Genomic DNA, 12240 nt, shown 5'->3' on the forward strand with positions numbered 1-12240 from the left:
TAAGAGCCGAGCACCTTGTCGCGGTTCTTCGCGGGCGGCTGACCGCCGTCGAAGCCCGCCGCGATCACGGTGACCCGGACCTCGTCACCGAGCGCGTCATCGATCACCGCGCCGAAGATGATGTTGGCCTCGGGGTGGGCGGCCTCGCTCACCAGCTGGGCGGCCTCGTTGATCTCGAACAGACCGAGGTCCGAGCCGCCGGAGATGGAGAGCAGCACGCCCCGGGCGCCGTCGATGGACGCCTCCAGCAGCGGCGAGGAGATCGCCATCTCGGCCGCGGCCACCGCGCGGTCGTCACCGCGGGCCGAGCCGATGCCCATGAGCGCCGATCCGGCCTCCGACATCACGGACTTGACGTCCGCGAAGTCGAGGTTGATCAGACCCGGGGTGGTGATCAGGTCGGTGATGCCCTGAACACCCGACAGCAGCACCTGGTCGGCCGACTTGAACGCGTCAAGCACGCTCACCTGACGGTCCGAAATGGACAGCAGCCGGTCGTTCGGGATCACGATGAGGGTGTCGACCTCGTCCCGCAGACCCGCGATGCCGTCCTCCGCCTGATTGGCGCGGCGGCGGCCCTCGAAAGTGAACGGACGGGTGACCACACCGATCGTCAGTGCGCCCAGCGAGCGGGCGATGTTCGCGACCACCGGGGCACCGCCGGTGCCCGTGCCGCCGCCCTCACCCGCCGTCACGAAGACCATGTCGGCCCCCTTGAGGACCTCCTCGATCTCCTCGCGGTGGTCCTCGGCGGCCTTACGGCCGACGTCGGGGTTGGCGCCGGCTCCCAGGCCCCGGGTGAGCTCGCGACCGACGTCCAGCTTGACGTCCGCGTCACTCATCAGCAGGGCCTGCGCATCGGTGTTGATCGCGATGAACTCGACGCCCTTGAGCCCGACCTCGATCATCCGGTTGATGGCATTCACGCCACCGCCGCCGATGCCGACGACCTTGATGACTGCGAGGTAGTTCTGCGGTGCTGCCACGTCGAAGGCCTCTCGCCTCGAGTTACGTGTCGTCACCCCGCTGTTGCCGCGGTGCGCCGACTGATGCCGAATGGGACGGTTCCGATTGCCGACCCCAACCCTAACGCTGAAGTTTAGGGTTACCAGTGCCTCTGTTTCCCGGACTCTTCGGAACAGGACACTAAGTCGACAAGTGGCGCGCGTTCAATGAACACGCCGAACCTCCCGCTTTTCTTTTCACCCTATGTGATCACCCTGTGGGCTAGCCAACCAGGGTGCTGGCCTGCCGCTATCCACGTCAACTGCGAGACACCGCGGGGGCACTCGGCGCTTGGACGTCGTAGTGGTCGGCGTCCGGCCGCGCTTTCATCAGGGCGGTGAGCGCCTTCGCCTTCGCCTCGCCGCGCTCTCCGCTCCCCCAGGCGATGGTACGGCCCCCGATGAGCTCCAGGGTGATCGAATCGTACGAGCGGACGCGGAGGGAACGGGTGTCCTGGCGGACCTTCTCAGGGAGTTGGGTGACCACCCGGACCGCCTCGCGGCGCAGTCCGGTCGGGCCGAAATGGCGCGAACTCGGCGACCGATCCGGCTCCATTTCCAGCAGCGGAACCCCCTTCGGACGCTTGCTCAGGGTGGAGAACCGGACTCCCGTGGCGTCCACTTCATGGAACTTCCCGTCCTCTTCGACAATGGCTTCGGGCCTGCGTTCCGTCACTACCAGACTGATGGTGTGCGGCCATGACCGGGATACGTCCACTTTCGCAATCCGCTTCAGCCGCTCGCGCACACGATGTTCGATCGCTCCGGTGTCCACCGCCACCAGAGGGGTGTTCAGGGATACGTCGGCGGCGTCGCGCACGTCCTCGGCGGTGAGGACGGTGGTGCCGGCGACCCGCACCCGCTCGGCCCGCAGCCAGCTCGAGCCGTAGAGCAGCCAGACGGCCCCGGCGCCGAGCAGGGTCACCGCCACCACCGTCACCAGCAGGGTGCGGCGGCCGGGCGGCCGGAGCCTACGGCGCACCCGGAGGAGGCGTGGGGGCGGGCCGGACGGAGTCGTCCCTCGTGCACCGCGCTCGGCGGTCGACGGTCCGGCCACGCTCCCTGCCTCCTCACGCCTGGCGGCGTGCGCTGATCGCCTCGTACACCATGCCGACCAGCAGCTCGTCGGCGTCCCTGCGGCCGAACTCGGCGGCGCGCCGGGACATCTCGTACAGCCGGTGCGGGTCGCCGAGCACCGGCAGCACATTGCTCTGCACCCACTCGGGGCTCAGCTCGGCGTCGTCGACCAGCAGCCCGCCGCCCGCCTTGACCACCGGCTGGGCGTTGAGCCGCTGCTCGCCGTTGCCGATCGGCAGCGGGACGTAGGCGGCGGGGAGCCCGACGGCGGACAGTTCGGCGACGGTCATCGCGCCCGCGCGGCAGAGCATCATGTCGGCCGCGGCGTACGCGAGGTCCATCCGATCCACATACGGTACCGGGATATAGGGCGGCATTCCGGGCATGTTGTCCACATGCGGCAGTTCATTTTTCGGACCGACCGCGTGGAGCACCTGGATCCCGGCGCGCTGGAGGAACGGCGCCACCGTCTGGACCACCTCGTTGAGCCGCCGCGCGCCCTGGGAGCCGCCGGAGACCAGCAGCGTCGGCAGGTTCTGGTCGAGCCCGAAGGCCGCGCGGGCCTCGGGGCGGACCGCGGCCCGGTCGAGGGTGGCGATGGAGCGGCGCAGCGGGATGCCCACATAGCGGGAGTTGCGGAGCTTGCTGTCCGGGGTGGAGACCGCCACGAAGTGGGCGTAACGGGAGCCGATCTTGTTGGCGAGGCCGGGGCGGGCGTTGGCCTCGTGGACGACGATCGGCACGCCGAGCCGCTTGGCCGCCAGGTAGCCGGGCAGGGCCACATAGCCGCCGAAGCCGACGACGCAGTCGGCCTTGGTGCGCTCCAGGATCTGCTCGGCGGCCTTGATGGTGCCGCGCAGCCGCCCGGGGACGGTGATCAGTTCGGGGGTGGGCTTGCGCGGCAGCGGTACGGCCGGGATGAGCCCGAGCTCATAGCCGCGCTCCGGTACGAGCCGGGTCTCGAGCCCGCGCTCCGTGCCGAGCGCCGTGATCCCCACGGTCGGGTCCTGCCTACGCAGGGCGTCCGCGAGGGCGAGCGCGGGCTCGATGTGGCCGGCGGTCCCCCCACCGGCGAGTACGACATGCACCGAAATTCACCGCTCTCCGGACGGCCGCCTCTTGACGGGCCGTCTCATCGTCTTCCGTCTCACCCGAGCCAGCTTCTTCCGCAAAGCAGGCTGCCGCATGGCCAGCGCCGCCCGCGCACCGGGCTCAGCCCGTGCGAAGGCGATCAGCAGGCCGACGGCGAACATGGTCGGCAGCAGAGCGGACCCTCCGTAGGAGAACAGCGGGAGCGGAACACCCGCGATCGGCAGCAGACCGAGCACCGCGCCGATGTTGACCACGGCCTGGGCCGTGATCCAGGTGGTCACACCTCCCGCGGCGTACCTCACGAAGGGGTCCTCCGTGCGTCCGGCCACGCGGATACCCGCATAGCCTAGAGCCGCGAAGAGAACGAGAACCGACAGCGTCCCCGCCAGGCCGAGTTCCTCCCCGGTAATGGCGAAGATGAAGTCAGTATGCGGTTCGGGTAGTTCGCCCCATTTCTCCATACTTGCCCCGAGTCCTGAGCCGAACCATCCGCCGTTGGCGAGCGCGTAGATCCCGTGCACCGCCTGCCAGCACTGATCGTGCGCACCGGGCTCGGTGGCACCGATGCAGGCGAGCCGGGACATCCGGTTGGCGCTGGTCTTGATGAGCAGCAGGCCGATGACCCCGGCGAAGGCCAGGACGCCCGCGAAGAGCCGGGTGGGGGCGCCGGCCAGCCACAGCAGGCCGAAAAGGATCGCAGTGAGAATGATCGCGGTGCCCATGTCCCCGCCCAGCATGATCAGGCCGAGCAGCATGCCGGTCGCGGGCACCAGCGGGACCAGCAGGTGCTTCCACTGGGCCAGCAGCCGCTTGTCCTGTTTGCGGGCGAGAAGATCGGCGCCCCACAGGACGAGCGCGAGCTTGCCGAACTCGCTGGGCTGGAGCAGGAAAGGACCGCCGAATGAGATCCAGTTCTGGTTGCCGTTGACCGCGATGCCCATGCCCGGGACCTGCACCAGACACATCAGGAAGACCGAGACCGCGAGCAGCGGATAGGCGAAGGCGCGGTGCAGTTTGATGGGCATCCGCACGGCGAGCAGCATCAGCGCGCCGCCGAGCGCGGCGGCGAAGAGCTGTTTGCGGAAGAAGTACGACGGTGAGAGCCCGGACTGCAGCGCCTTGATCTGGGAGGCGGAGTAGACCATGACCAGCCCGAGCACCAGGATCAGCAGCGAACCGCCGAGCAGCAGGTAGTACGCGGTCAGCGGCCGGTCCCAGGCCCGCCTGACACGCTGCTGAAGCCCGCGCAGGGCTTCAGGGACGTTCACCCTTGGCGGGCGGCGCGGAGGCCGGGAGGCGCCCGCCGTGCCGCGCGGGCGGGCCGGTGACGCCGCCCGGCCCTTGCCCCGTACGGCCTCCCGCAGCCGTGGGGCGCCGCCCGAGCGCGGCACCGGGCGGCCGGTGCCGGGGCGGGCCGTCCGGGAGCGCGGGGCGGCGGGCTGGTCAGGCGTCATGTCGTGTCCCCTCCGGTTTCCCCGCGCGGGCGGTCCTCGCGGGGGACCGGCGGGCTACTGATCGTCCGGGACCCGGCCGGAGGCCAGGTCATGAACCGCCGCGGCGAAGGCGTCGCCCCGCTTGTTGTAGTTGGTGAACATGTCCATCGAGGCACAGGCCGGGGCCATCAGGACGGTATCGCCCGGCCGGGCGAGCCGCGCCGATTCGCGCACAGCCGCAGCCATCGCCCCAGTGTCGGTCCGGTCGAGGTCCACGACCGGGACATCTGCTGCGTGTCGCGCGAGCGCTTCCCGGATCAGGGCGCGGTCGGCGCCGATCAGCACCACGCCGCGCAGCCGCTTGGCCGCCGTAAGGACGAGCTCGTCGAAGGTGGCCCCCTTGGCGAGGCCGCCCGCGATCCACACGATGTGCTCATAGGCGCCCAACGACGCTGCCGCGGCATGGGTGTTGGTCGCCTTGGAGTCGTCGACGTAGGCCACGCCGTCGACATCCGCCACATGCTCCACCCGGTGCGGATCGGGCCGGAAGGCGCGCAGCCCGTCCCGTACGGCCGTCGGCGGGACGCCGTAGGCGCGAGCCAGGGCGGCCGCCGCCAGGGCGTTGGCGATGTTGTGCGGGGCCGGCGGGTTCACGTCGGAGACCTCGGCCAGTTCCTGGGCCTGCTTCTGCCGGTCCGCCACGAAGGCCCGGTCGACGAGGATGTCCTCCACGACGCCGAGCTGGGAGGGGCCCGGGGTGCCGAGGGTGAAGCCGATCGCCCGGCAGCCCTCCTCGACGTCGGCCGCGCGCACCAGGTCCTCGGTGGCGGGGTCGGCCACGTTGTAGACGCAGGCCACCTGATTGCCCTCGTAGATCCGGCCCTTGTCGGCCGCGTAGGCCGCCATGGAGCCGTGCCAGTCGAGGTGGTCGGGGGCGAGGTTGAGCACCGCCCCGGAGTGGGCGCGCAGCGAGGGCGCCCAGTGCAGCTGGTAGCTGGAGAGCTCGACGGCCAGCACGTCGTACGGCTCGTCGCCCAGCACGATGTCCAGGAGCGAGACGCCGATGTTGCCGACGGCGGCGGTGCGCAGCCCGGCCGCCTCCAGGATGGCCGCCAGCATCCTTACGGTGGTCGTCTTGCCGTTGGTGCCGGTGACCGCGAGCCAGGGCGGGGCGTCTTTCCCGCGCAGCCGCCACGCCAGCTCCACATCGCCCCAGACGGGCACGCCCGCCTCGGCGGCGGCCAGGAAGAGCGGGCTGGTGGGCTTCCAGCCGGGGGTGGTCACGATCAGCTCGGTGCCGTCGGGAAGGGTCTCCCCGTCGCCGAGGCGGACGGTGATGCCCAGCGGCTCCAGTTCGGCCGCCTGGGCGCGCTGCGGTTCGCCGTCGCTGCCGTTGACCACGGTCACCGAGGCCCCGAGGCCCCGCAGCGCACGCGCTGCGGGGACCCCGGAGACGCCGAGTCCGGCGACGGTGACCTGCCGTCCGGCGAGGTCGGACACGTCGGGGGAGGCGGCGCCGGACGTCACGAGGCCCGCCACCCCGCGTAGAAGAGGCCGAGGCCGACGATCACGCACATGCCCTGGATGATCCAGAACCGGACCACCACAAGGACTTCGCTCCACCCCTTGAGTTCGAAGTGGTGCTGGAGCGGTGCCATCCGGAAGACCCGTCGTCCGGTCGTCCGGAAGGAGCCGACCTGGATGACCACGGACATGGTGATCAGGACGAACAGTCCGCCGAGGAGGGCCAGCAGCAGCTCCGTACGGGAGCAGATGGCGAGGCCGGCGAGCGCGCCGCCGAGCGCGAGCGAACCGGTGTCACCCATGAAGATCTTGGCGGGTGAGGTGTTCCACCACAGGAAGCCGAAGCACGCGCCCATCAGAGCGGAGGCGACGACGGCCAGATCGAGCGGGTCACGGACCTCGAAACAGGACGCCGGGTTGGTGAGGGTCTGCGCGTTGGCGCAGGACTCCTGGTACTGCCAGACGCCGATGAAGGTGTAGGCGCCGAAGACCATCACGGAGGCGCCGGTGGCCAGACCGTCGAGACCGTCGGTGAGGTTCACGCCGTTCGACATCGCCAGGATCATGAACAGCGCCCAGATCGCGAAGATCACCGGGCCGAAGGACCAGCCGAAGTCCTGGACGAAGGAGAGCCGGTCGGAGGCGGGGGTCTGCTGGCGCGCGTCGGCGAAGTTCAGTGCGAGGATCGCGAAGGCGATACCGACGATCAGCTGACCGGCCATCTTGGCCTTGGCCCGCAGACCCAGGCTGCGCTGCTTGACGATCTTGATGTAGTCGTCGAGGAAGCCGACCAGGCCCATGCCCGCGAACAGGAAGAGCACCAGCACGCCCGAGAAGGTCGGCTGGCTGCCCGTGATCACCTTCGTCAGGGCGTAGGCGATCAGCGTGGCCAGGATGAAGGAGATACCGCCCATCGTGGGCGTGCCCTTCTTGCTGCCGTGCGTCCGCGGACCGTCGTCCCGGATGTACTGGCCATAGCCCTTGCGGGCCAGCAGCTTGATCAGCAGCGGTGTGCCGATCAGGGTCAGAAAGAGCCCGATGGCTCCCGAGAAGAGGATCTGCCTCATGCCCATCGGCCGGCGACCTCACCCTCACCGTCGAGCAATGCCTGAGCAAGCCGCTCCAGGCCGACCGACCTGGATGCCTTCACCAACACGACGTCCCCCGGTCGCAGCTCGCTGCGCAGCAGATCGACCGCTGCCCGCACGTCGGACACGTGCACCGACTCCTCACCCCACGAACCCTCGTTCTTGGCGCCCATGTCCAGCCAGGCGGCCTCCTGGCCGCCGACCGCCACGAGCTTGCTGACGTTGAGCCGGACGGCCAGCCGCCCGACCGCGTCGTGCTCGGCCAGTGACTCCTCGCCCAGCTCGGCCATCGGGCCGAGCACCGCCCACGTGCGACGCCCCGGTGTGGCAGCGCCCATGGCGACCAGCGCGCGCAGCGCTGCTCGCATGGACTCGGGGTTCGCGTTGTAGGCGTCGTTGACGACCGTCACGCCGTCCGAGCGCTCGGTGACCTCCATCCGCCAGCGGGAGAGCTGCCCCGCCTCGGAGAGCGCCACGGCGATCTCGTCGACGGACATGCCCAACTCATGGGCGACGGCGGCCGCGGCGAGCGCGTTCGACACGTGGTGCTCACCGTACAGGCGCATGGTCACTTCGCTGCACCCGGTAGGGGTGTGAAGCGTGAAGGCGGGACGGCCGCCGTCGGCGAGCCGGACATTCCCGGCACGCACATCGGCGTCATCGGCCTCGCCGAACAGGACGGTACGGGCCTTGGTCCGCGACGCCATGGCGCGCACGAAGGGGTCGTCGGCGTTGAGCACCGCCACCCCGCCCTCCACGGCGGACGGCAGGGACTCCACGAGCTCGCCCTTGGCCTCGGCGATCTGCTCCCGACCGCCGAACTCCCCGATATGGGCGGTGCCGACGTTGAGCACGAGTCCGATACGGGGCGGGGTGAGAGTGGACAGATACCGGATGTGGCCCTTACCGCGGGCACCCATCTCCAGCACCAGGTGCTGGGTGGCCTCGTCGGCGCTGAGCGCGGCCACGGGCAGCCCGATCTCGTTGTTGAAGTTGCCCGGCGTCCATACGGTGGGGCCGCGGCGCTGGAGCAGTTGGGCGATGAGGTCCTTGGTGCTCGTCTTGCCGGCGGAACCGGTGAGGGCGACCACGGTGGTGCCCAGGCGCTCCACGACGGCGCGCGCGAGCGCTCCCATGGCGGCGATGACGTCGGGGACGACGATCGCCGGTACGGGGGCGTCCGGGGTGCCGACGGGGCGGGCGGCCAGGACCGCCGCGGCGCCCGCCTCGACCGCGCCCCTGGCGAAGTCGTGGCCGTCCACGCGCTCCCCGGGGAGCGCGGCGAAGAGGCTGCCGGGCCGCACCTCACGGGAGTCGATCACGACGGGGCCCGTGACCTTCAGGTCCGGGTCCGGTATGTCGTGCGGCTGTCCACCAACTAGGCCGGCGATCTCGGTGAGGGACAGTGCGATCACTGATCACCTCCGGCCGTGCGGGAGAGCTGCCTGGAGGGGGCTGGTGCGCGCATGGCGGTCTGTCATCCCTGGTCGTCTTGGTGTTTGTCCCGGTGCTGTGGGCTCGCCTCGGGGCGCGTGGCATCGCGCCTGTGGGCTCGCTCACTGAGCTCGATGGCTTCGCGGAGTACCTGGCGGTCGTCGAAGGCCCGGATCACGCCCGCGATGTCCTGGCCCAGCTCATGGCCCTTGCCCGCCACGATGACCGTGTCACCCGGCTCGGCGCGGGCGACGGCGGCCGCGATGGCGTTGGCCCGGTCCTCCTCGACCAGCACATCACCGCGCTCGTGGGCGGGCACCTCGGCGGCGCCCGCGAGCATGGCGGCGAGGATCGCGAGCGGGTCCTCGGAGCGGGGGTTGTCCGAGGTGAGGACGGCCGTGTCGGCGTACCGGGCCACCGCGGCGCCCATGGGGCCGCGCTTGAGCCGGTCGCGGTCCCCGCCGCAGCCGAGGACGGCGTGCAGCTTGCCGTCGGTCACCTTACGGAGGGCACGCAGCACCGACTCCACGGCGTCGGTCTTGTGGGCGTAGTCGACGACCGCGAGGTAGGGCTGGCCCACGTCGACCCGCTCCAGCCGGCCCGGTACACCGGGGACGGCGGCGACGCCGTCGGCGGCCGTCTGCGGGTCGATCCCGGCGACGGCGAGCGCGACGACGGCGGCGAGCGCGTTGGCCACGTTGAAGGGGCCCGGGAGGGGCGCGGCGGCCCGTACGGACTCACCGTTCGGGCCGACGGCGGTGAAGGTCGAGCCGAGCGGGCCGACCTCGACGTCCGCGGCACGCCAGTGGGCGTCGGGGTGGCCCTCGGCGGAGAAGGTGGTGACGGGCACCTCGGACTGCTCGATCAGGCGGCGGCCGTACTCGTCGTCGTAGTTGATCACTCCGAGGCGGCTGCGGGCCTTGGTGAACAGCTGGGCCTTGGCCTGGAAGTAGTCCTCCATGCCGGAGTGGAACTCCATGTGCTCCGGGCTGAGGTTGTTGAAGACCGCGACGTCGAAGACGCAGCCGTCGACGCGGCCGAGGACCAGGGCGTGGCTGGAGACCTCCATGACGACCGAGCGGACATCGCGCTCCCGCATCACCGCGAACAGGGCCTGAAGATCGGTGGCCTCGGGGGTGGTGCGCTCGGACTTGATGCGCTCGTCGCCGATCCGCGTCTCCACGGTGCCGATGAGACCCGTAAGGCCGCCGTCGTGCTTCGCGACGGCCTTGAGGCCGCCCTCGATGAGATACGCGGTCGTGGTCTTGCCGGAGGTACCGGTGATGCCGATCTGGAGCAGGTCGTGACCCGGCTCGCCGTAGATCGTGGCGGCCAGCGCGCCCATCCGGCCGCGCGGGTTGTCCACCGCGAGGACCGGCAGGCCGGTGGCGGCGGCGCGCTCGGCGCCGGCCGGGTCGGTCAGCACCGCGACCGCGCCGAGGTCGGCGGCCTGGGCGGCGAAGTCCGCGCCGTGGAGGCGGGCACCGGCCAGCGCGGCGTACACATCGCCGGGGCGTACGGCCCGCGAGTCATGGGTGATCCCGGTGACCGCGGCCCCTTCCGAGGCTTCGGGGGCTTCGACGCCCAGCTGATCCGCCAGCTCCGCCAGCGGGATCGGGCGGACCTGGAGAGGACGGGGCGCTCCCGGGTATTCCACAGAAACGTCCTTCTGAGGGGTTTGGGACTGATCAGCGTGGGGCACGGCGGTGAGCGTACCCGGGACACCCGCTCCCCCGCGAAATGAGGCGGCGGTGCGGGGCCGTACCGGACCGTGGTTCCCAGGGCCCGGCGTGATCGTCGTCACTGCTGGGCCCGCTCACTGGCCCGGGTTGTAGCTCACCGGGAGCCGTTTGGGCTGCTTCCCGGACGGCGGGACCTGCAGGGCCTTGAGGCCGAACTCCATGACCTTCTTGTAGACCGGTCCGCAGACCTGACCGCCGAAGTAGCTGCCCTTGGTCGGGTTCTGAACGGCACAGTAGACGGTCAGCCGAGGTTTGTCGGCCGGGGCGAAGCCGGCGAAGGACGCGGTGTAGCCGCGGTAGCGGCCGGTCTTGGGGTCCACCCGGTTGGAGGTGCCGGTCTTGCCCGCGACACGATAGCCCGGGATCTTCGCCTTCGTACCGGTGCCCTGCTGATCGTCGACGACCGACTCGAGCATCTCGGCGAGCGTCTTCGCGGTCTCCTTACTGACGACACGGGTCTTCTTGGGGGCGGGCGCGGCGGTGAAGTCGCCGCCGGGCCCCCTGGCGCCGCGGACGAGGGTGGGCGCGATGCGCTCACCCCCGTTGGCGATGGTGGAGTACACCGAGGCCGCCTGGATGGCGTTGAGCGACAGCCCCTGGCCGAAGGGGATGGTGTACTGCTGCGAGGCGCTCCAGTGCTGCGGCTTGGCCAGGATGCCCGAGGTCTCGCCGGGGAAGCCGAGCCCGGTGGGCTGGCCGATCCCGAACTTGCGCAGGTAGGAGTAGAGGATCTGGTTCTTCTGCCGCTTGGTCTTGGCCAGCTGCTCGGTGGCGAGGATCGTGCCGATGTTGCTGGACTTGGCGAGCACGCCGTTGAGCGTGAGGTACCAGGTCGGATGGTCGATGTCATCGGCGAAGGCACGGTCCGCGCGCGGCAGCCGGTTGGGGACCACCACATGGGTGTCCCAGCGCGCCACGCCCTCCTGGAGGACGGCGGCCATGGACATCAGCTTGCTGACGCTGCCGGGCTCGTAGGCGTCCGAGACCGCGGCGTTGCCCAGGGCGTCGGCGTCCGTGGTGGTGATGTCGTTGGGGTCGAAGCCGGGGGCGTTGGCCATGGCCAGGAGCTGTCCGGTGCGGGTGTCCTGGACGATGACATAGCCGCGGTCGGCCCCGGACTTGCGCACCTGGTCGGCGATGGCGCTCTGGGCGGCCCACTGGATGTCCCGGTCGATGGTCAGCTCGTAGTCGCTGCCGGGGACCGCGGGCTGCTGCCTGACGTCGCCGGTGGGCACCTGGTGGCCACCGGACTGGGCGTAGACGCGCTTGCCGTCCTTGCCCGCGAGCTTCTTGTTGAGCTGCTGCTCGAGCCCGGCGGAGCCGCGGCCGTCGGCGTCGACGAATCCCAGTAGCCCGGCGGCGAGGTCCCCGTTCGGATAGACCCGCTTGCTGTGCGCCTCACGGTTGACCCCGGCCAGGACATTGGTGCCCTTGCCCTTGGCCGCCGCGTCGTCCAGGGCGCTCTTGAGGTCCTTGATCTGGTTCCAGACCTGCGGGGACTGCTGCCGGGCGAGCACGACGTACTGCGACCTGGGGTTGTCGGTGAGCTTCTGCTCCAGGTCCGTCTGGTCCTTGCCGAGGATCGGCGCGAGCAGGGCCGCGGCCTGGCGGGGCGCGTCATGGGTCTTGGCCGTCTTGGGCGTGAGGAGGTCGGGGGCGGCGGTGATGTCGTAGGCGTCCACCGTGGTCGCCAGGTCGACGCCGTTGCGGTCGGTGATGGAGCCGCGCTCGGCGGACAGCTTCACCGGGATGTAGCGGTTGACGTTGGCCTTGGCTGCGTAGGCGCTGGCGTCGACGGCCTGCACCTGGAGCAGCCGTACGACGAAGACCAGCATCACGAGGGTGA

9 protein-coding genes are annotated in these 12240 nt (G+C 70.5%); all 9 read right to left on the reverse strand.

The features are described 5' to 3' along the window. A partial coding sequence (ftsZ, locus tag GWI24_RS30080) for a cell division protein FtsZ (RefSeq protein ID WP_210949039.1) occupies positions 1-986 on the reverse strand: 986 nt, incomplete at its 3' end. 277 nt (positions 987-1263) lie between these two features. Then, the gene (locus GWI24_RS30085; protein ID WP_210949040.1) at positions 1264-2061 is read right to left on the reverse strand and encodes an FtsQ-type POTRA domain-containing protein; all 798 of its coding nucleotides are present in this window, start codon (positions 2059-2061) and stop codon (positions 1264-1266) included. A 13-nt stretch (positions 2062-2074) separates the two neighbouring features. Continuing rightward, entirely contained in the window at positions 2075-3169 is a 1095-nt protein-coding gene (gene murG / locus GWI24_RS30090; protein WP_037948994.1) for an undecaprenyldiphospho-muramoylpentapeptide beta-N-acetylglucosaminyltransferase, read from the reverse strand. A gap of 6 nt (positions 3170-3175) precedes the next feature. Then, entirely contained in the window at positions 3176-4627 is a 1452-nt protein-coding gene (gene ftsW / locus GWI24_RS30095) for a putative lipid II flippase FtsW (protein WP_247617064.1), read from the reverse strand. 54 nt (positions 4628-4681) lie between these two features. Then, on the reverse strand, positions 4682-6133 hold the full coding sequence (gene murD, locus GWI24_RS30100) for a UDP-N-acetylmuramoyl-L-alanine--D-glutamate ligase (protein ID WP_210949041.1): 1452 nt from the start codon (positions 6131-6133) through the stop codon (positions 4682-4684). Beyond that, positions 6130-7197 (reverse strand): phospho-N-acetylmuramoyl-pentapeptide-transferase, encoded by a 1068-nt coding sequence (gene mraY / locus GWI24_RS30105; protein ID WP_086884991.1) that lies wholly within the window; start codon positions 7195-7197, stop codon positions 6130-6132. Before mraY ends, murD begins: the two co-directional genes overlap by 4 nt. After that, a complete protein-coding gene (gene murF, locus GWI24_RS30110) occupies positions 7194-8633 on the reverse strand; it encodes a UDP-N-acetylmuramoyl-tripeptide--D-alanyl-D-alanine ligase (protein ID WP_210949042.1) in 1440 nt (479 codons plus the stop codon). Before murF ends, mraY begins: the two co-directional genes overlap by 4 nt. A gap of 62 nt (positions 8634-8695) precedes the next feature. After that, entirely contained in the window at positions 8696-10456 is a 1761-nt protein-coding gene (locus tag GWI24_RS30115; RefSeq protein WP_374103356.1) for a UDP-N-acetylmuramoyl-L-alanyl-D-glutamate--2,6-diaminopimelate ligase, read from the reverse strand. Between the two features lie 12 nt (positions 10457-10468). Beyond that, positions 10469-12240: penicillin-binding protein 2 (locus GWI24_RS30120; RefSeq protein WP_210949044.1), on the reverse strand; the 1772-nt coding region annotated here is incomplete at its 5' end.

The organism is Streptomyces sp. MK37H (assembly GCF_018035285.1).
In the GTDB taxonomy this organism is placed as follows: Bacteria; Actinomycetota; Actinomycetes; order Streptomycetales; family Streptomycetaceae; genus Streptomyces; species Streptomyces endocoffeicus.

Excerpts from the sequence above, each read along its gene's own strand:
- ftsW (WP_247617064.1), bottom strand. The coding sequence starts at position 4,627 with ATGACGCCTGACCAGCCCGCCGCCCCGCGCTCCCGGACGGCCCGCCCC.
- mraY (WP_086884991.1), bottom strand. The coding sequence starts at position 7,197 with ATGAGGCAGATCCTCTTCTCGGGAGCCATCGGGCTCTTTCTGACCCTG.